The 19,767-nt window shown below is 68.2% G+C and carries 18 protein-coding genes, 1 pseudogene and 2 CRISPR repeat arrays; of the genes and pseudogenes, 13 read left to right on the top strand and 6 right to left on the bottom strand.

Annotation, left to right across the window (positions count from 1 at the left end):
• Positions 1-533: 533 nt before the first annotated feature.
• Positions 534-1,229: a CRISPR direct-repeat array (repeat unit 29 nt; unit sequence GTTGCGAGCCCTCCAGGGCTGATGACGGC).
• 369 nt (positions 1,230-1,598) lie between these two features.
• The 8 genes from cas6 to AB0M67_RS33690 are packed head-to-tail and all read left to right on the top strand — an operon-like array spanning position 1,599 to position 9,672.
• Positions 1,599-2,276: a CRISPR-associated endoribonuclease Cas6 gene (gene cas6, locus AB0M67_RS33655; protein ID WP_365751369.1), complete on the top strand. Its 678-nt coding sequence runs from the start codon at positions 1,599-1,601 to the stop codon at positions 2,274-2,276.
• A complete protein-coding gene (locus AB0M67_RS33660; RefSeq protein WP_365751370.1) occupies positions 2,273-3,703 on the top strand; it encodes a hypothetical protein in 1,431 nt (476 codons plus the stop codon). Before cas6 ends, AB0M67_RS33660 begins: the two co-directional genes overlap by 4 nt.
• Positions 3,704-4,762, top strand: coding sequence for a type I-B CRISPR-associated protein Cas7/Cst2/DevR (gene cas7i, locus AB0M67_RS33665; RefSeq protein ID WP_365751371.1), 1,059 nt, complete (start codon positions 3,704-3,706; stop codon positions 4,760-4,762). It abuts the gene before it with no gap.
• Between the two features lie 5 nt (positions 4,763-4,767).
• Complete coding sequence (locus AB0M67_RS33670) at positions 4,768-5,442, top strand: CRISPR-associated protein Cas5 (protein ID WP_365751372.1); 675 nt, start codon at positions 4,768-4,770, stop codon at positions 5,440-5,442.
• The gene (cas3, locus tag AB0M67_RS33675) at positions 5,424-7,889 is read left to right on the top strand and encodes a CRISPR-associated helicase Cas3' (protein WP_365751374.1); all 2,466 of its coding nucleotides are present in this window, start codon (positions 5,424-5,426) and stop codon (positions 7,887-7,889) included. Before AB0M67_RS33670 ends, cas3 begins: the two co-directional genes overlap by 19 nt.
• A complete protein-coding gene (locus AB0M67_RS33680; RefSeq protein WP_365751375.1) occupies positions 7,886-8,422 on the top strand; it encodes a CRISPR-associated protein Cas4 in 537 nt (178 codons plus the stop codon). The genes cas3 and AB0M67_RS33680 overlap by 4 nt, the downstream gene beginning before the upstream one ends.
• The gene (cas1b, locus tag AB0M67_RS33685) at positions 8,422-9,402 is read left to right on the top strand and encodes a type I-B CRISPR-associated endonuclease Cas1b (RefSeq protein ID WP_365751376.1); all 981 of its coding nucleotides are present in this window, start codon (positions 8,422-8,424) and stop codon (positions 9,400-9,402) included. The genes AB0M67_RS33680 and cas1b overlap by 1 nt, the downstream gene beginning before the upstream one ends.
• Before the next feature lie 15 nt (positions 9,403-9,417).
• Entirely contained in the window at positions 9,418-9,672 is a 255-nt protein-coding gene (locus AB0M67_RS33690) for a CRISPR-associated endonuclease Cas2 (protein ID WP_365751466.1), read from the top strand.
• A gap of 99 nt (positions 9,673-9,771) precedes the next feature.
• Positions 9,772-10,752: a CRISPR direct-repeat array (repeat unit 29 nt; unit sequence GCCGTCATCAGCCCTGGAGGGTTCGCAAC).
• 1,142 nt (positions 10,753-11,894) lie between these two features.
• Here AB0M67_RS33690 and AB0M67_RS33695 read toward each other — a convergent pair.
• Together AB0M67_RS33695 and AB0M67_RS33700 are read right to left on the bottom strand one after the other, a co-directional pair.
• On the bottom strand, positions 11,895-12,410 hold the full coding sequence (locus tag AB0M67_RS33695; protein WP_365751377.1) for a hypothetical protein: 516 nt from the start codon (positions 12,408-12,410) through the stop codon (positions 11,895-11,897).
• 5 nt (positions 12,411-12,415) lie between these two features.
• The gene (locus AB0M67_RS33700) at positions 12,416-13,114 is read right to left on the bottom strand and encodes an MBL fold metallo-hydrolase (RefSeq protein WP_365751378.1); all 699 of its coding nucleotides are present in this window, start codon (positions 13,112-13,114) and stop codon (positions 12,416-12,418) included.
• Between the two features lie 160 nt (positions 13,115-13,274).
• On the opposite strand from AB0M67_RS33700, the gene AB0M67_RS33705 reads away from it, so the two are divergent.
• From AB0M67_RS33705 to AB0M67_RS33720, 4 genes and pseudogenes are all read left to right on the top strand, one after another.
• Complete coding sequence (locus AB0M67_RS33705; protein WP_365751379.1) at positions 13,275-13,958, top strand: TetR/AcrR family transcriptional regulator; 684 nt, start codon at positions 13,275-13,277, stop codon at positions 13,956-13,958.
• A gap of 390 nt (positions 13,959-14,348) precedes the next feature.
• The gene (locus tag AB0M67_RS33710; protein ID WP_365751380.1) at positions 14,349-14,894 is read left to right on the top strand and encodes a YcaO-like family protein; all 546 of its coding nucleotides are present in this window, start codon (positions 14,349-14,351) and stop codon (positions 14,892-14,894) included.
• Positions 14,795-15,355, top strand: a complete 561-nt coding sequence (locus AB0M67_RS33715; RefSeq protein WP_365751381.1) for a class I SAM-dependent methyltransferase — start codon at positions 14,795-14,797, stop codon at positions 15,353-15,355. Before AB0M67_RS33710 ends, AB0M67_RS33715 begins: the two co-directional genes overlap by 100 nt.
• Before the next feature lie 24 nt (positions 15,356-15,379).
• A pseudogene (locus AB0M67_RS33720) lies at positions 15,380-16,385 on the top strand (NAD(P)H-dependent glycerol-3-phosphate dehydrogenase).
• A gap of 46 nt (positions 16,386-16,431) precedes the next feature.
• Here AB0M67_RS33720 and AB0M67_RS33725 read toward each other — a convergent pair.
• From AB0M67_RS33725 to AB0M67_RS33735, 3 genes are all read right to left on the bottom strand, one after another.
• The gene (locus tag AB0M67_RS33725; protein WP_365751382.1) at positions 16,432-17,313 is read right to left on the bottom strand and encodes a hypothetical protein; all 882 of its coding nucleotides are present in this window, start codon (positions 17,311-17,313) and stop codon (positions 16,432-16,434) included.
• A gap of 10 nt (positions 17,314-17,323) precedes the next feature.
• Positions 17,324-17,887, bottom strand: coding sequence for a papain-like cysteine protease family protein (locus tag AB0M67_RS33730; protein WP_365751383.1), 564 nt, complete (start codon positions 17,885-17,887; stop codon positions 17,324-17,326).
• A 130-nt stretch (positions 17,888-18,017) separates the two neighbouring features.
• On the bottom strand, positions 18,018-18,269 hold the full coding sequence (locus AB0M67_RS33735) for a hypothetical protein (RefSeq protein WP_365751384.1): 252 nt from the start codon (positions 18,267-18,269) through the stop codon (positions 18,018-18,020).
• Between the two features lie 288 nt (positions 18,270-18,557).
• Here AB0M67_RS33735 and AB0M67_RS33740 point away from each other — a divergent pair, with 288 nt between their 5' ends.
• A complete protein-coding gene (locus tag AB0M67_RS33740; protein WP_365751385.1) occupies positions 18,558-18,809 on the top strand; it encodes a hypothetical protein in 252 nt (83 codons plus the stop codon).
• Between the two features lie 51 nt (positions 18,810-18,860).
• Here AB0M67_RS33740 and AB0M67_RS33745 read toward each other — a convergent pair whose 3' ends face one another.
• Positions 18,861-19,766, bottom strand: coding sequence for a haloalkane dehalogenase (locus AB0M67_RS33745; RefSeq protein ID WP_365751467.1), 906 nt, complete (start codon positions 19,764-19,766; stop codon positions 18,861-18,863).
• Between the last annotated feature and the right edge of the window lies 1 nt (position 19,767).

A 19,767-nucleotide genomic window follows, 5' to 3' on the forward strand; every position in this document is an offset into this window, starting at 1 on the left:
CAAGCACCGGGCCAGGCGCCACGACGTCGGCAAGACGGTCAAACGCGCCGAGTCGATCAAGGAACACCAAGCCCGCCGAGGATAAACGCCAAGCTAAGACGACGGGACCAAAGAAGAGGTCCAGTTCGAAAAATCCTCAGACCCGCCTCCAGCCGCCCGAAACCAGTTCAGCCGAACTGATTCCATCGGAAGGCTATGCCCCAAGAGGACCGTATCACCCTCTCACATCCCCCCGATGTCGCCATCCTGGGAGACCAACCCACCGAACGCTGTGCAAAAATAACAAGAATATCACCACATCAATTATTACCACCACCCCGCACCAAAAGAAAGGACGCTCGCATACGCGCAGCCGAATAGGAAAAGAGAATAAAAAAACCCGCCCGATTTTCCACTAGGGAGAATCGGGCGGGCTTCCACGGACCCTATAGGGCTGATGACGAATAGCCGGGTGCCGGGCATAGCCTTCTTTGCGACCCCTGCAGGGGTGATAACAGTCTGCGACGGCACCTGTGGTCTGCAAAGCGTAGAGCACTGCGAACGCTCCGGGGCTGATGACGGCAGACGACGCCCGCACCGCCCGCTGGTGGCCCCTGAAGTAGCGAGCCCTCCAGGGCTGATGACGGCCCAGCACGCTTGGTGGCTGATGCATGTGGGCACCGTGTTGCGAGCCCTCCAGGGCTGATGACGGCAAGAGCACCGTGCATCTCCGCGACGGCCAGACCTGGACGTTGCGAGCCCTCCAGGGCTGATGACGGCGCCCCGTCCGTGCCGTTCGTACCGGCCGGCCCGCGCAGGTTGCGAGCCCTCCAGGGCTGATGACGGCAAGCCCAAGACCCGCAGGACCCTCAACAAGGTCGGCGTTGCGAGCCCTCCAGGGCTGATGACGGCCCGGACTTCATGACGGTGCGGCCCTGGAGCAAGGGGTTCGCGTTGCGAGCCCTCCAGGGCTGATGACGGCCCAGGAACCGGGAGTGTTCGTCACGTCGGTGGACGCACAGTTGCGAGCCCTCCAGGGCTGATGACGGCCCGCGGTAGAGGCGTACCAGGGTGTGGTGCCATCCCTGTTGCGAGCCCTCCAGGGCTGATGACGGCCTCGAAGCCGAACACGGCCAGGCCAAGTCCCTACTGCTGTTGCGAGCCCTCCAGGGCTGATGACGGCCCCGGTCAACCCGGCGGGGTGGGACTCGCCGTTGTCACGTTGCGAGCCCTCCAGGGCTGATGACGGCCCCCGAGGGTAAAACCGCTGGTCAGAGTTGTCTTGCGGCGGCGTTTCGGGGCGGATTCTGCAGCGATCCGGCGGTGATGCATCAGTGCAGGTCAGAGCGTTGAGCGACGTGCGGCTACTGCTGCCGCGGGGCGATTGTCAGTGGTGCCCGCTAGTTTGCGGGGTTGGACCTCACAGCAGGCAGCTTCAGCGCTGCTCGTATTGAAAAAATACCCCTATCAATGAAATTCACTCTTTAGTGGCATTTATAACCGATTGCCACTTTTCCTACCTTTGCCTGGCTAGGCTCTGCCCACGTCACGGTCTTGCGGTTAGTGGTGCAGCAACAACCGCTGCTGTCAACGATGTTGGGGGTGCGATGCGGGTCAGAGTGGACGTCAAGGCGGACGTGCCGAGCCTGCGGTGGGAGGACGTGCATGGGCCGGCGCGCGCCGTGATGTACGAGCTCCTGGGGAGCCAGGACGCCGTCCTGGCACGGTCGTTGCATGACGAAGGATGGAAGGGCCAGCCGCTCAAGCCGTTCGGTCTGACGAGTCCGCAGTTCAAGGGGGCCCTGAAGAAGAAGGGCGTGTACACGACGTCGCGTGACGGGTCGGTGTGGTTCGGTTCTCCGGTTCCGGAGATCGCGGCGGTTCTGGTCGCGTCGCTCGCTTCGCGTACCGAGATCGTGTGGGGGTCGGCTCGCCTGACCGTGCGTGGCTTCACCGTCGATGTCGGCACCCCAGCGTCGGACGGCCCGGTGGAGTTGAGGACGGCCACTCCCGTAGTGGTCAAGCACGAGAGCCTTTACCTGCTTCCGGGCGACGACCACTACGTCGAACGGCTTCAGCACAACTTGACGCGCAAGGCTGACTTTCTGGGGCTTCCGGCTCCGCACGGGTTACGGGTGCTGGAGGCCGGGCCCCGGCGCCGGTTCACGGTGCGGGGGGCACCGAGGATCGGGGCGGAGGTCCGGGTGGCTATGGAGGCCGACGCCCGCTTCGTGGAGGCTCTGCGCTCCTGGGGCCTGGGGTTGGACACAGCACAGGGCTTTGGGTGGATCCGATGAGCACGCTGACGACTGCCCCAGGACCGCTGGCGGCGACGAGCCATCCGCTTCAACGCGCCGGTGCGTGGGCGATCGCGGTGCTGGCCGAGCGCGCGATCCCGCAGGAGGTCACTGAATCCGATCTGGACTCGGTGGCTTCCCGTCTGGTGGATGACATCTCGGCTGCCGCCCTGGCCGCGAAGGACACGGCCGCGTACGACTGGTGGAAGGTCCTCTTCGCGCTGTATCCGAACTCCAAGGCGACGCACAGCAAGCGTTCCCGTGACCGGGCGGTGCTCCTGCCGGGGATCGCCGAAATGTTCGTACCCGACGCCCCTGGCGCTCCCACGCGACCCTGCACATTCTGTGGAACGGCCGCCGCTACGGTGTGGACGAAAACGGCCCTGCCGATGTTCGACACCAACAAGGCACTCAACACGCTGCCACCTGGTGTTCCGGGCTGGTCAGTCTGCCGGGGGTGCCGTATCGCGGCATGGGCCCTGCCGTACGGTGCCTGGGTCACCGCCGGGTCGGCGACCGTGCTCTCCTGTGAAGAGGACGGGGTGGAGCGGGAGTTCTCGGCGCGCAATGTGCTGCGGGCCCGGCGGATCATGCATCTTGGGTTCAGCGGCTTGCGGGCCGGCGCCCGGCCCGAACTGGTCGCTGTCCGTGCCCTGCGCTCGTTGAGGGGCGGTCTGCCTGCCGCCGCCACGTTGTGGAGCTTCAAGAACGATAATCAGGACCCCTGGCTACGGGTGACACGGACCCGCCGCGCCGTACCCGTCTTCCTGGCGACGGTGGAGGGCAACACCGAACTGCGCCGGGGTTGGAGGCTGCTGGAGCTGGCCCTCACCAGACATGACAAGCACGGTCATGTGACTACCAGCGGCTCCGCCGAATCGGCACGACTGCTGTTCGAGGCCGAGGACGGCCGCAGCCGGTCGCTGCTGTCACAACTGCACTACCTGCTGGACGAGCCCGACGGTTCCTGGACGAGAGGCGACCGAAGCGCCCTCACCGGGCTCGCCTTCACCTATGCCAAGGAGATTCTGGGCATGAATCCGGACCTGACGCCCGTGGCGACCGTGATCGCCGACTGGATCGAGCACGGCAGCGGCAGCCCGCGAGGGCGGCTGGCGGAGTACCGGAACGTCGCGCTGAGCGATTACAAGCTCGGCACCCTGCTGTTGCAGGCGCACTTCCGGCTGACCCTCGACGGCCGGCCGGTGGCGGCGGGTCCGGAGGACTGGAGGCCGCTGATCCAGCAGCGCCCCCGCGCCTGGGAGCAGCGCATGCTGCTGGCCGCCGGCGTGCTGCAACTCCTCCAGGAGCGTGGCGTGGCCGTGAACGAGAAGCCCGTGGATGCGGACGAACAGGCCCGGACCGAGCAGCTGCTGGAACAGCCGGTGCTCGCTGCCGGCGTGGACGACGAGATGGGAGCGGCGTAAATGGCTTATCTGGCAGGAAAGATGGTGCTCGCGGTTGAGGCGGGCGCGCCGAACAACGGCAAGGGGGAGGAGACCAAGTCGAGGGTGAAGTTCGCCCGTATCCGGGGCCGGCACTATCCCTATATCTCCGCGCAAGCCGTCCGGCGCTGGACGCGCGACGGCATGGTCGAGCTGGGCGCCGTACCCTCACCGGTCACCCGGGTCGGCAAGGCACAGAACAAGGCGCAGAAGGCCAACACCGACGCGGATCCAGTGCGGTATGCCGACGACGATCTGTTCGGTTACATGCGGGCCGGAGCGAAGAAGGACGACGCGGCCACCACACTGCGCGACAGCCCGTTCATGCTGGGCACGCTGATGTCGGTCGAGCCCGCCTATCCGACCGAGGACTTCGGCGTCATGTCGCGCGGGGTCACCGAGCCCGTGCTGCACGGGCACGAGTTCTACACCGCTGATCTGGCTGCCCCCTTCCTGCTTGACGTCCCGAGGATCGGTACGTTCACTCTCCCCGACGGCAATGGCGTGGGCAGGCCGAACTACCTCACCAAGGAGCAGGCCCTCGCCGTGGCCGATGCCGCGGCAGCCGGGGCATCCGCCACCGACTTCCGGGGCCAGCCCGCCGTACGGCTGCCTATCGCGGAACGCCGGTCCCGGGCAGCGCTGCTGCTGGAGGCGCTGGCCCACCTCAGCGGCGGGGCCAAGCAGGCCCTCCACTACGGGGACCGCGTGCCCGACCTGATCGTGCTGGTGCCGTTCAAGGGCGGCATCAATCCGCTGGCACACTGCGTCGACGGCCAGGAAGGCACCGGACTGCGTATCCGGGGCAAGGTGCTGCGAGAAGAGTTGGCGGCGTGGGACGGCGAGTGGGAGGCGCCGGTCCGCATCGGCTGGCGCCCCGGGTTCCGGGACGATCTGCGCGAGGACTTCGAGAAGGAGTGTGCGCAGGAGATCGAGGAAGGGACAGTGGTCATCGACCATCCCCGAACCGTCCTGCGCGGCCTGGCCGCCGAGTTGCGCGAAGGCCAGCTCGACGGCTGGTTCGACGACCCCCAGCGGTGATGTCCGTGCCTCATGAGCCGCAAACGGCATGGCGGGCGGATTTCTGGGCCCCCGTCGCGTCCTTCCGCGACCCCCTCTTCCCCGGCCTCAGCCATGGTCTGCCGCTGCCGCCGCCCTCCACCGTGCGAGGACTGCTGGCGGCGGCAACCGGAGAGCCCTCGGAATCCGTGCCCCTGGGAATGGCTGCCTGGTCCGAGGGGAACGGAGTGGACGCCGAGAAGTACCACCCGATCGCCGCCGACGGCTCCAACCCGGCCGTCTCGGGACGTGTACGCGCCGGTAAGGGCGGCATGACGATCCGGGACCGCCCCTTCCTCACGCATGTCCATCTGAGCGTATGGCTCCCCGGAGCCGACGGCGATCGCATCGCCCGAGCACTGCGCCGTCCCCGCTGGCCCCTGCGCCTGGGACGCTCACAGGACATCGTCCATCCCCTGCGCTTGCGGCCCAGCACTCTGCGCCCCGCCGAGGAGGCGGTCGTGGACCACGCTCTGGCACCGGCCGGCGGCCACGACGTACCCAGCGCGACGCTGCACCGCATGGCAGCCAGTGTCTCCACCGACCGACTCACCACCGCGTGGGCGGACTTTCTGTGGTGCGACGCCCCAACGGGTCACCGGCCTGTCCGGAACGCCTATCAGGATGAGAAAGGTCAGGCGGTGTGGCTGCTCAGCCCGTAACCCCGAGAGCCTCCCGGCGCGTCCTGCCGGACGTCCGTGCCAAGTCCGCCCCGGCCGACGATCCCGAGCGTCTGACGACCCACTCCCGCACCGTCCACGACACCGTCTCCCAGATCGAGAAACGCCTCGCGAACGCGGGTGTCCTCGCCACCGACCCCGCCTTCTGGGCCCGCATCCGTCGGGCCGCGCTCCTCCACGACGCCGGCAAGGTCGCCGAAGGCTTCCAGCAGCAGCTTCGTCCCGGCGGGAAACGCTGGGGCCAGCGTCACGAAGTGCTGTCCCTCGCGTACGTCGATCTCCTCGCCAAAGCAGCAGGATGGGACGACGAGGACCGACTCATGATCGCCACGCTTGTCGCGACCCATCACCGTGCTCTGCACTCCTCGGCGTCGAGCGCGGCAGGGGGCAAGCCCAGCCTGTCGCAGATGTACAACAGCCAGACTCGATGGGACGAAGCCTTCACCCACACCCCGTACACAGGAGGTCTGCAGGTGCAGGTCCAGCTCGGACTGCACCGGGAACTGGTCGCCTGGTTCTCCGGCGCTCTGGACATGGACCCGCCGACACATGCCGCGGGCGGCCCCACCCTTGCCGAGCGGGCCCGGCTGACTCTCGAATATCTGCTGGATTCCTGGCGGCAGCCCGTCCAAGCCGACCGTGGGCTGCTCGCCGTCCTCGCACAGGGCGCGCTGACACTCGCCGACCACGCCGGGTCGGCGCACGAGCACCTGCAGACGCATATGCCGCTGCCCGCCGGCTACTTCGAGCGGCTCCCTCACACGCCCTACGTGCACCAACGACAGGCAGCCGACACTGACGGCCATCTCGTCCTCGTCGCCCCCACGGGCAGTGGCAAGACGGAGGCAGGACTGTCCTGGGCAGCCCGGCAGGTGGCGGCGATGCCGGGCCTGCCCCGTGTCGTGTGGACCCTGCCCTACCGCGCCTCCCTCAACGCGGCGCGCCGCCGACTGCAACGCGATCTCCTTCCCGCGGAGGGAGACACGGTGCCAGACATTGGCCTTCTTCACGGCACCGTCGCACACACACTGCTCGGCGAAGCAGTCGAGGACTGCCCATCGGACGACCGCGCGCCGGACGGCGACACGAACGACAGCGGCGTAGCCGACAACGGGCGCCAGTACGTCGAGCCGACCGCCGCGATGGCACGACAGGCCCGTGCGCGCGCGGGCGCCATGCGCCTGTTCGCCCAGCGCCTACGCGTCGCCACCCCCCACCAACTTCTGCGGGGCGCCGTCGCAGGCCCGGTGTACTCCTCCGTCCTCCTCGAACAGACCAACTCCGTCTTCGTCCTGGACGAGCTCCACGCCTATGAACCGGAGACCTTCGGCCGCCTCTGCGCGGCCATGGGGCTGTGGGAACGACTCGGCAGCCGTGTCGCCGTCCTCTCCGCCACCCTCGCCGCACCCATGACGAAGGTCATCGAGGAGAGCCTCACCCAGCCGGTGACCTGCCACCACGCGCCCCAGGGCACCAGCCCGGTCCGCCACCATCTCGTCCTGGACGACACCCCCCTCACCTCCGCCGAAAGCGTGGAGCGCCTGCGCACTTGGCTCGGGGAAGGCCACAGCGTCTTGGCCGTCGTCAACACGGTCGCCAACGCTCAGCAGTTGTTCAAGGACCTGTACGACGACGCCCGCGACTCGGGCCCCGGCGACCCGCACAGCGCTCTGCTGCTGCACTCCCGTTTCAAGAACCGTGACCGGAACGCGATCGAACGGAACCTCCTGGAGCGGCACCCCGAACGCCACGCGGATGACCAGGCTCGACGAGGCGGACTGACCGTCGCTACGCAGACCGTCGAAGTCTCCCTGCAACTCGACTTCGATCGCGGAGCCGTGGAGAACGCGCCGGTCGAGGCGGTAGCCCAGCGCGCGGGCCGGGTCAACCGGCGCGGTCTCCACCCCGACGGCCCCGCCGAGTTCCGAGTCCACCGTACGGACGGCGCTCGCCCCTACGAACCGGAAGCCGTCGCCGCCTCCTGGGAGGCGCTGAACGCCCTCGCGGCGGACGGCGTCGAAACGCTCAGCGAACAGGACATCGACCGGCTCCTTGCCCTCGCTTATGACACCGCCTGGGGCAAGAAATGGCTGGAGCGGACCCGACGGGCCCGCGACGCGTTCAGGGATGTCTTCCTCACCTTCTCCGATCCGTTCCACGACCGCTCCGAATTCGCCGAGAAGCTCAGCGAGCAGTTCGACAGCGTGGAGGTCCTGCACCGCGACGACACCGAGGAGTACCGGGAGCTCACCACGGGCCGTGAGGGTCACATCCTCCGCGCGGCCGGCCTGCTCATCCCGCTTCGCTACGGCCAGCTCAAGACCTATAACGCTCAGTACGACCGCGGCCTGGGAGTCCATGTGATCGACGGGGAGTACGACGAGACCATCGGGCTGGAACCCCCGCAGGATCCGGAGACCATCCTGTGAGCGCACGAACAACCGCCGCCTCCGACCACGGACCAGAGGCAGAAGACGTGCCGCTGGGCGGCGTACACATCAAGTACCTGCATCACTGCCCACGCCAGTTGTGGCTGTACAGCCGCGGTTACTGGCCCGAACAGCGCAGCGACCTCGTCGCCTTCGGCGAAGTCGTCGACGACACCACCTTTACCCGTCGACGCGACATCGACCTCGGCGAAGCGAAGATCGACTGGGTGACCACGGGGGCGGTCGTACACGAGACCAAGTCCTCCCGCGTCCCCTCACCGGCACACGCTGCCCAGGTCCGTCACTACTGCCTGCTGCTCGAACGCCGGGGCATCGCCGTCCGCGGCGGCACCGTCCACTACCCGCTCATCCGCCGCACCACCGACGTCCCCTGGGACACGGCCGCCCGCGCCGAGGCCGAGAATTCCGAAGTCCGAGCTCGCAGCGTCATCGCCGCCCTCGAAGCGCCGGCCCGTCTCACACGCGCGAACTGCCGCGGCTGTTCCTACCTCGACTACTGCTGGGGAGACTGATGCCCGCCGTCGGCCGTACCTACTGGCTCACCGAACCGTGCCGTATCCGCCGCGAGGACAACAGCGTCCGCATTGAACGCCCCGACGGCAGCCCGGTCCGCATCCCCATCACCGACATCCGCGATTTCGTGGCCTTCGACCACGTCGACGTCAACACCTCCGCCCTGTCCCTGCTGAGCCGCAACGGCGTGGCCCTCCACGTCCTCGACCATTACGGCAACCACGCAGGCCACTTCAGTCCCTCGGAGTCCATGTCCTCGGCCAGCGTCATCCGCCGACAGGTGGAGATCACCGCCGACTCGGACCGACGGACCTCCACTGGCCGGTCGCTTGTCCTCGCCACCGCCGAGAACCTGCGCTGGGCGATGGACACCGAGCTCCTCGACCCCGCTCTGTCGTCCCTGCGCGCCGCGCTGCCCGACTGCGAGGACAGCGACGCGATCATGGGCCAGGAAGGCAACTTCCGCCGCACCGCATGGGCCGTCCTCGACGCTCAACTCCCTGCCTGGCTGCGGCTCGATGGCCGCACCCGCCGACCTCCCACGAACGCGGGCAACGCCTTCATCAGCTACCTCAACACCCTCGTCTACGCCCGCGTACTCACCGCCCTGCGCACCACCCCGCTGCACCCGGCCATCGGCTTCCTCCACTCCGACACCGACCGGCGCCGCAACACCCTGGCACTCGACCTCGCCGAACCCTTCAAGCCCCTCTTCGCGGAACGGCTCCTCAGACGCGCCGCCAGCCAGAAGAAGCTGAAGCCGACCGACTTCGAGACCGACGTGGCCAGGGCCTCCCTCAGCAAGGACGGCCGCAAAAAGGTCGCCGCCCTCGTCAAGGAGGAACTCGCCACGACCGTCCACCACCGCACCCTGAAACGCAAAGTCAGCTACGAGGAACTCATCCACCTCGAAGCGCTCAAGATCGTCCGCATGTGCCTCGAAGACAAGCCGTACAAACCCTTCCGCCCTTGGTGGTGACCAGCCATCTTCGTAATCCTTGTCTACGACACTGCCGTCGAACGCAACCCGAAAATCCTCAAGACCTGCCGCAAATACCTCCACTGGACCCAGCGCAGCGTCTTCCAGGGCGAACTCACCACAGCCCAATACCGCGCGCTCACCGCCGCTCTGAACACCGCCATCGACCCGGAATACGACAGCATCGTGACCTACACCGCCCGCTCCCCCGACATGATCGAGTCCAGCACGCTCGGAGTCGACCTGGGCGGCCCAGGAGACATCCTCTGAACAGCTCTGACCTGCACGGATGCACTACCGCCGGACCGCTGCAGAACGGCTCACGAAACGGCGAGCAATCAGCGCCCTGACCTGCAATTTTACCGTCGGGCCGCCATCAGCCCTGGAGGGTTCGCAACCGGACCAGGCCGACGGCCCGGATCTTCTCCAGCGCGGCCGCCATCAGCCCTGGAGGGTTCGCAACGCGATCAGGGCGGCGGCCTCGTGCAGCGGGCAGGAGGCCGCCATCAGCCCTGGAGGGTTCGCAACCACATGAAGGCCAACGCCAACGCGGCCAGCCGCCTCTCGCCGCCATCAGCCCTGGAGGGTTCGCAACTTAAACACCGGGGCGGCCGACTGGCCGTCAACCTCACGCCGCCATCAGCCCTGGAGGGTTCGCAACTTGCACGGCAGCGGCGCGGTGCGGGTGCCGGACCGCCGCCGTCATCAGCCCTGGAGGGTTCGCAACCCGGCGCGGAGTTTGGTGCGTTCCAGGGCGAGCGGGGGCCGTCATCAGCCCTGGAGGGTTCGCAACCCGCTGGCGACAACGACGTTGTACATGCCGTTCCGGGCCGTCATCAGCCCTGGAGGGTTCGCAACTAGGTCGGCGGGTGCTTCTCCCCCTGGAACCAGGTCGCCGTCATCAGCCCTGGAGGGTTCGCAACACGTGGCCCTCACCATCTACGCCACGACCCACGACCCGCCGTCATCAGCCCTGGAGGGTTCGCAACGCGGTGTAGCGGATGGTCTCGAAGGTCTCGGTCATGGGCCGTCATCAGCCCTGGAGGGTTCGCAACAGGACCAGGCCGTGCGCGCCGCCGCCGACCGCATGATGGGCCGTCATCAGCCCTGGATGGTTCGCAACATGTCCCCGGTGATGTCGAGCGCGCTGGCGTGCGGGCCGTCATCAGCCCTGGAGGGTTCGCAACTGGGACAGCGGTGCTTCGGCCTGGACCGCCACGGAGCGGCAGGTCGTCATCAACCCAGGAGGGTTCGCGACTCCAGCCCGGCCAGGAGGGTTCGCAACAGGAGTGGGGTCTCCTCACCAGTGTCCGGGGCCTACGTCCTCATCACCCCAGGAGGATTCGCACACCGGTTCAAGAGCGAGATGGCGCCGCTTCGCGCGGCCTCAGTCAACGGCCGCCACGCAAGACCGATCTGCCGCCGAAAGAACGTGGCCCTGCACCGATACCCTCTGCCGCCTCCTCGACGGCGACGGAGAAGTGGCACTCATCCATATCGCGCCACTGCCGCACCAGTCGAGGCGGTAAACCACGGCCAATCGGAGCACGTGACGGTTTCCACGCACAGATCGATGAACCGCCGCGTGACGCTAACGAGTGGAGGAGTTCTCCGTTCTCACGGGTGAAGCCTTTCCCGTTTCGGCTCAAGCAGGCCCCTACTTCTCGCAGCACGTAGCTCGCAGAGACGTCGACTCTCACCCGTCCGTCAGCGGAAACAGAGCACCCCTGGCGAGGCAGTTCGAGGGCACATCCAGGGCACATGAGCCTGGGAAACGGCGTGGACCAGTGAGAACTGGGGAGAGGTGTTTCCGCAGGTGATCGCGCTTTCCGTACCGAAACCCCAGGTCAGCATCCCGCCACCCTCAATCGCTGCACGAATGGCAGGACTTCAGCCGCAGGCTCCATGCACGAACAGCAACCCGAACCACCCATAGGTCGGCAGCGGAAGCACACGACCCAGCCACAGGCGGAGCGAGCTGGGGCGAAGTCCACATCGCCGGGGGCGATGCGGCCTTCGCGCTCGTGCCCGTCCAACGGGGCACGGACCGAGGGGGGATCGAGGCCGAGCGTGGCCTCCACCAGGACCAGGAGCAGCCTGCCGAACCCAGCGGGCCCGCCGCCGTCGCCCAGCGGATCCTGACCGACCCCGCCTGGCCCGCCCTCGCCGAATCCGCCGGCACCCCGCCCCGCAAGGCCCTCGCCGACCTGGCAGGACAACGCGAACTCGACACCGCGGACCACCCCGCCGAGGTCCTCATCTGGCGACTGCGAAGCAGCACCGCCGACCGGATCCATCGGCGCGCCCGCTCCGCCCAGCCCCGCACCACCCACCGACACACACCTCTGCCCACCCCACCGCCAGTCACCCTTCAACCGCATCCACAGCCCGGCCGGGACCGGAAACCAACGCGCGCCGCAGCACACGCTGACCGCTGCTCTTCGCGGTGGCGCGGGCGCCGCACGGTATCCACGCAACGGCCTTGCGACTGGTCAGCTGCTTTCCAGAAAGTCCCTCATGAGGGGAGTCGTATGTGCGGCGAGCTTGCTTTTGAGTCCCGTGAGGAGGCTGGTTCCGCGGGAGGAGGTGACGCCGCCGAGGGTCTGTATTGCCCGGTTGGCGGTGTGTACGGCGGCGTCGACGTCTCCGAGCGCGAGATGCGCGTCGGCCTCGCGGGTGAGGCGTGGAGCGGCTGTGCGCGGCGGGGGCTGGTCGTGTGCACTGGCCTGGTGGGCGTTGGCCATGGCGGCGTGGCGGTGGGCGGCGTCCACGAGTTGGAGCGCACCTTCGGGGTCGCCTGTGCTGTAGCGGAGCATCGCCCAGAAGCCGAGGGTGTTGGCGGTGATGACAGGGTCGGCCGCGCTCCCGGCGGAGCGCAGGGCGGCCAGGTAGTGGCGTTGGGCCGGTGCGGGGTGGCCGGAGTCGACGGCGCACCAGCCTGAGATACGTGATGCTTCGGCGGCAGCGGCGAACAGGCGACGGCCGGTGGTGGCGCTGTAGAGCGCCACCTGCCTCACCCGGATGCCGAGAGCCGACTGGGCACCGGAGCGACCTTGTCGAGGCGTCGTCGGGTCTCGTCCGCGTCGAGGGGCCCGCCGTGGCCGGGGAGCAGGCGCTGCGGACGGCGGTCGAGCTCGGTCATGAGCGCCCTGCGCACTCCCGCGGCGTCCTCGGTGAAGAAATGGCGCTTCGGGCTCTGGCGGCGGAGCACGCCACCGCGGACCAGGTCGCCGACGAGCGTGTCGTCGCCGACGCGGACGACGAGCGACCCGGGGGTGTGGCCGCCGAACCGCTCGGCGTGCGCGTCGACACCGTAGGGACTCAGGTCGAACTTGTCCTCCACCAGGATGTCGGCTTCGACCGGCTGGGCCTTCGCGCGGAGGACCATGGGCCTCAATATCGCACCGGCTGGATGACTGATCGGGAGTACGCCGATGCGTCCGGTACGCAGGAGTTGTTCGTCACCCAGGCCGACCGCGATCGGAACGCCGGCATCCGCGAACGACGCCGCCGTGCCGCTGTGGTCGTTGTGGCCGTGGGTCAGGAGGACCAGGGCGATGTCGCGAGGCTGAAGGCCCTGCGCGGACAGCGCGTCGCGCAGGCGGTCGCCGTCCTCCGGTCCGCCCGTGTCCACGAGGATCGCCTGCTCGCCACGCAGGAGATAGGCGTTGCTGTTGCCCATGGAAAGCGGGGTGACGGTCGTGGCGCTCATGCGGTGCACCGTGACCCTTCGGCGCCGGCACCGACGTTCATGCGGCTGTCGACGGTGAGTATGCGAACGAGAACGTCCATGACCATCTTCCTTCACGCTACCAATGTAACTTTACGGCCGTAAGTAGAGCACGAGAACTTACGGCTGTAAAGTCATCGTCATGGCTCCAGCGGCAGCACGCAGACGCAACCCCCGAGGTCAGGGAGGGCAACTCCGCGACGAGATCGTGACCGCAGCCCGTGAGCTGCTGGTCGAGACCGGATCGGACAGCGCGGTGACCTTGCGGGCGATCGCCCGCAAGGTCGGCATCGCGCCACCGTCGATCTACGCGCACTTCGACACGCCCGACCAGATCGTGGAGGCCGTGGTCACCGAAACCCGCTCACTGCTGGTGCGTCATCTTGAGACCGCCCGGGCGGAAGCGGACGGCGCGCGTGAACGACTTCTGGCCGACTGTCACGCCTATCTCGTCTTCGGTGCCGAACAGCCCGAGCTCTACGCCCTTCTGTTCTCCCGCCCGCGGCCCAGGGGTAGCAGCACCACAGAAGAACGCATTGACCAGGCGGTACGCCAGCTCGCGCCCATTGTCGGCGAGCCCATCGCGAGTCAGCTCGCTCCCGCCGAAGCATTCTCGATACTTCTGCGCGACGTCGCCGATGCGATGCGCGACGGCACGTCCCGTGCGGAGGATGCGCTCGCCACGGCGACCGCTCTTTGGGCGGCTCTGCACGGCCTCATTCTGCTCCGCGCTCGCATTCCCCGATTCCCGTGGCCGCCACCCGGTCCGCTGGAGGACGAGATCATCAGTCGGCTCGCATACCTGCACGACCCTGCACCCAGATGACCGCTTGCTCGGCGCGACGCTGCCAGATCGTCAGGGCCCGATTCGAACTCTCTCCAAGAAGCTGTGGTCTTTACGATCTTGAGAGATGCGCGTCGAACGGGAGTCCCGATCGGGTGGTCGGCGGCGCTGCGCGCATACGAACAGGGGCTCTTGAACAGCTCGTTGGTGTCGAATCGCCGAGCAGCAGGAGGCCCTGGTGCAGCAGCCATGCGTGCCGATGGCCGGGCAGTCCAGTGCGGTCACCTGGGAGTGTGACTGCCTGGCTCACCGGTTCGGAAACAAGCGGAGGACGCCGCCGCACCCTGGTCGACCCGCGGAGCGTGGACGACCCCTACTGCCGGGACCTGATCGGCCGGTTCCAGTCCGCCGGTATGTTCCTGGAGATCGCTCGTGGACAGCGACCACCAGATCCCCGTGTGCGCGGCCTACATCTGGTCGGAGGACTATCCGGTCCTCTTCGCCGGTTCCGGACGCCACCGCGATCCGCGCATCGCGCTCTCCCGAGCCCTCACCGAAGCCGCCCAGTCCCGGCTGACCTGCATCGCCGGCACCCGCGACGACCTCGACTCCCACGAGAACGCCTTCGCCGCCCGCCCTCCGTCTCCCGAGCCGGCCTGGCCGGGCAGCGCCGACTGGAACACCCTCGTCAGCCACTACGCGGCGGCCGAGCCGGACTTCGCCCGGGAAACGGCGTCAGTGGCCGCCCGGATCGCCTCCGTCACCGGCCATGAGCCGATCGCCGTCACCCTGCACCAGTCCGACGCCTACGCCGGAGCGAAGGTCATCAGCCCCGGGCTGGAAATGCGCATCAGCTGTGGCTGTCCCGCGCACTGTCCGTGCACCTCGTCGGCATCGACATCTCACCGACGGCGATCACTCTCGCCGCCCAACGAACTCCCGCATTCGTACCGCCCGGACAGGCCAGCTTCCGCGTAGCGACCATAGAGGCCACCGGCCTACCCGACGCGCAGGCCGACGGCATCGTCTGCATCGACGCCCTGGGATTCGCCCCCGACCGGATGGGCGCGCTCAGGGAGATGCGCCGGGTGCTGCGCCCCGGCGGCCGGGCTGTCCTCACCTCCGGTGGCCGCCACACAAACCCCGCGGCACCGCCCTGGCCGCGGCGAGCCGCAGCGGCCGGCCTGGAGCTGGAGTCGGAGGAAGAGCGGCCGGACGAACCGACGATGTGGCGCCGCCTCTACCAGCTGTGGACCGGACACGAAGCGGACCTGCGCCGCCCGCTCGGCGACCACCAGGCCGAGAGCATGCTCACCGAGGCCCGCACACATGCGCCGGCACTCGGAAATCGACGCTCCGTCACCGTTACGCTGTGGCGGCCCCACGTTGAGGACGCAGCCTCAAGCGCCCCGGCACGACTGAGCCGTCCCGGGGGATGAAACGAAAGGTAGGTACACCGGCCGATGCCGACTCGTGTGGCCGTCTACGGGGCCGGATCCTGGGGCACCGCTTTCTCCATGATCCTCGCCGACGCCGGGTGTGAAGTGTCGCTGTGGGGGCGGCGTGCCGAACTCGTCGACGCCATCAACAGCACCCGCAGCAATCCCGACTATCTGCCCGGCGTAACCCCCCCCGAGCGGGATCAGGGCGACGGCCGACGCGGCACAGGCCGCCAAGAACGCTGACTTCGCTGTCCTCAGCGTCACCGCGCAGACCCTGCGGGCCAACCTGACGACCTGGGCCCCCTTCCTCGCGCACGACACCGTCCTCGTCTCCCTGATGAAAGGCGTCGAGCTCAGCACGGCCTCGCTGATGAGCGAAGTCATCGCCGACGTCACAGGCGCTGGGCCAGAGCGGATCGCGGTCGTCACCGGCCCCAACCTCGCAGGCGAGATCATCCGCCGACAGCCCGCCGCCGGCGTCGTGGCATGCGCGGACATGAACGTCGCCGAAAGGCTCCAAGCCGCCTGTCACACCCCGTACTTCCGCCCGTACACCACCACCGACGTCATCGGCTGCGAACTCGGCGGCGCGGTCAAGAACGTCATCGCCCTGGCCGTGGGCATCGCCGACGGCCAGGGCCTCGGCAAGAACACTCAGGCCGCACTCGTCACCCGGGGCCTGGCCGAGACCACCCGCCTCGCCCAGGCAATGGGCGCCGGCCCGCAGACCCTCGCCGGGCTCGCCGGCATGGGCGACCTCGTCGCCACCTGCTCCTCACCCCTGTCCCGCAACCACACCTTCGGCGCCAACCTCGGCCGCGGCCTCACCCTCGCCGAAACCGCCGCGGTCACCAAGCAGACGGCCGAAGGCGTCACCTCCTGCCGGTCCGTCCTCGACCTCGCACGACGTCACAACGTCGACATGCCACTGACCGAGACCGTCGTCGGCATCGTCCACGGCGGCACACCGCTACAGCAGGCCATCAAAGAACTCATGTCACGCTCAGCGAAACCCGAGCTTCACTAAGGTAGGGCCCGGATCCGCATCGGGATCCGGGCCCTTGGGGTTGGGTTCAGCGAGTGCTTGCGCGTCGGCGCCGGCGGAGCACGGCGGCGCCGCCTGCGAGGGCGAGTGCCGTGCCGGAACCGCCGGCAAGGAGCAGGGTGGAGGGCGAGGCGTCGTCCTCCGTGTGCTGGAGGCTGTAGCCGCTGGAGTAGCCCTTGCTGTCGTACTCCGAGCCGGGCAGTTTGTCGGTGTAGCGGGCCTTGACCAGTTTCTGGTAGTCGCTGAGCGACACCGACGCCTTGCCGCCCAGTCCTTGCCGGGCCTGGTCGTTGAGTGGTTCGACGGTGAGGAGCTTGAGCTGGTACCAGCCGCGGATCTGCGGCTCGGTGAAGACCAGCGTGCCCGCGATGGCCTTGCCGGCGTATGTGGCGTCGCTGTCGCCGTCGCGTACGGCCGCCAGGTGCCAGCCGCCGCCCTGAGTGGGGGCGAGCATGACGGTGGCGTTGCGGCCGTTGACGGTGGCGCTCAGCGAGGCGACCAGCTGCGTCAGCTTGATCGCCTCGGTGGGCAGTGGCTGGGCGGTGCCTGCGACGAACCCGGGAGTGATTTCGTTCCGCGCCACCGGGTCCTTGATCGTGAACACCGGGAGGCCCTGGCAGGGCTCGGCCGTTTCGGGAATCGTCTGCACCGGCTTGCCGACGTCGCCGCTGGGCACCGGAGTGCGCAGGAAGCGGCAGACGGCGTTGCGGACGTCGGTGGACTTCACCGCGTTGAGTGCGGCCCGGTAGTCGGGGATGTCGGCCGGGAGGGGGTCCTTGGCCGGGGCCGCGTGCGTCGGACCGACGACGGACAGCAGCGCGGACGCACTCGCTGCGATGACGATGGACAGACGGGAGAAGCGGGTGGCCGCCCGCGTGCTGGACGTTTTGGTGCCGCTGGTGTCGCGCATGTCGCCTGCCTTAGCGGGAGATACCGATGCGGGAGTGGGTCCACTTGGACGAGCTGTTGCTCACGTAGTCGTTGTAGTTCCACCACGTGTACGTGGTGGTGTCCGGCCACGGGTCGGCCACAGCGATCGTGTTGTTCGATGTGTCGAAGCCGTAGACCACGTTCATGTGGCCGCCACCGGAGGTCCACCCGATGCGGGTGCCGATCGGCCGGGCCGCCTTGACTTCGGTGTACACCTGGTTGAACGTGGCCGCGCTGTCCAGGCCCGAGCCGGGGCGGGTCATGCCGAGGCTGCTCCAGCCCCTGGCCATGTCGTCGAGCGTGGCGGGCTGGTTGTTGCAGCCGTAGTAGGGCTGAGCCCGGTTGCAGAAGTCCGTCTGTGTGGAGCCGAAGCCCTGGAACCTGGCAATGGTCAGCCCGGAGGCGACCCAGCACCACTGGGTCTTCTCCTGCTTCAGCATGCCGATGCTGTCCTGACCCGCTTCCGCGTGAGCCGCGCCTCCCGCGGCCACGAGCGATCCCAAGGCGGCCAGCGCGATGGCCGACGCCGTGGTTCCGTACCTGAACCTGCCCATTTTCCTGCCTTCCCCTGATGGGTACAACGAGATGAACGGGGCAATCTGGCAGGAATATGGCAGCACATCATTTCTGAGGTTTTATAGGCGACTTACATGAATCACCCCTTACTGATTATTATTCAGGTAATCAGTAAGGCGATCGCTTTGCTTGTGCTTTGTCTACCGGGCTCGACGGCCCCGTCCCAGGCAAGCGCCATGCCGGGCACGGTAGGGGGCAGCGGAACCATGTGGCCACCTGGTCCGTGGTGAGGATCTGGGTCCCTTCGCGGATCTTGAGGTCCTGCGCGACCACGGCAAGTGTGTTGCCGGCGGTCAAGCCCTCAAGCACCTGCCGCTCTCGGGGCGCGAGGAAGACCCGCGTGACGATCATGGTGGTCACTGCTCAACTCCTCGGTGTGTGTGAACGATCGATCCGCTGGCACCGTGCGGCGAACCGCAGCTCGTCGGCGGCCACCAGGCGATGTCGGACGGGGATCGGCCGCCGTCGGTGTCGCGCCCGGCGCAGAGCCACGAGGGCGAGCGCGCCGAGGAGGAAGGGGCGGAGCGGCGGGGTGCCGCCCGGCGCTGAGGCGCTTCGGCTCCCCGTGGGGGACGTACGGAGCCGTGTTCTCCCAGCGCCGGGTGGGGCGTCGAGCCGCCAGAGGAAGCGGCCCGACATCTGCGGCACATGGAGAAGGCCGTCAAACTCGCGCTGTTCGAGCTGATGGTCCGCCAGCCATGGCGGAAGACCGGCAGCGCCCGTCGCATCCACGAAGCACTCCTGGCCGACCGCCCGGAGGAGCGGGTGACGCTCCTGGTAGAGCCGAGCCACCCGAAGGTACAGGTGCTCTACGAACAGTGGGGATACAAGTGCATCGGTGATCAGCAGCCATTCCCCGACGCCCCGATCTACGCGACCATGCTCCGCCCACTGTCGTAAGGGCCGGGATTCGCCCGTGACGCGGCGCGGCACCGCCGTGATCGAGGGCGTCTACTGGCGTGTCAGCCCGTGACGGTCGGCCCAAGCGGTGATCGCCGCGGCCAGTTCCTCGGGCCTGTCCTCGGGGGAGTGGTGGCCGGCCAGGCCGTGGCGGGAGACCTCCAGGCCCGCGATGTGCTCCTCGCACCACGCCACGGCTCCTTGGTCGGTCATGGCACCAGGGCCCGGCTCGAACGCGGCGAGGAGCTTGGGGACTCCGGGGCTGGCGGCCAGCCAGGCGTCGTAGCGTTCGACGCGGGCCACGACGTCGGCGGGTTCGGCGTCCAGTGGCATCATGCGCGTCCACGCCAGCACCGGGCGGCGGCTGTGCGGGGTCGGGAAGGGGCGACGGTAGATCTCCAGGTCAACGGGGTCGAGTGGGGTGGCGAGCGTGTTCGGGAGCCCCTCGATGAACAGCGACTTCTCCAGGATCATCTCCTCAGCTACGCCGGGAGTGCGCAGGAGGGCGAACAACTCCCGTCCGGCCGCCGGGAATTCGTCGCCGACCAGCGGTTTGATGATGGTCTCGGTGAAGGCGAGGCCGCGGACGCGGCCCGGGAGGCGGGCGGCGCGGTCGAAGGCGAGCGCGCCGCCCCAGTCGTGGCCGACGAGCACGGCCTCGGCAAGACCGAGGGCATCGAACCATGCGTCGAGGTAGCGGGCGTGGTCGTCGAAGGAGTAGGCGAGGTCGGGCTTGCCGGAGTCGCCCATGCCGATGAGGTCGGGGGCCAGAAGGCGGCGGCCGGGCGCTGCCACGCCCGGCAGGACGTTCCGCCACAAGTGGGAGGAGGTGGGGTTGCCATGGAGGAAGACGAACGGCAGCCCGTCGGGGTCGCCGGACTCGCGGTAGTGGAGGGTGGAGTCGAGGACGGGGAGGGTGGGCATCGCGGTGTCACATCGCTTTCCGTACCGGGGGATG

It is taken from the genome of Streptomyces sp. NPDC051662 (assembly GCF_040681655.1).
Lineage (GTDB): Bacteria > Actinomycetota > Actinomycetes > Streptomycetales > Streptomycetaceae > Streptomyces.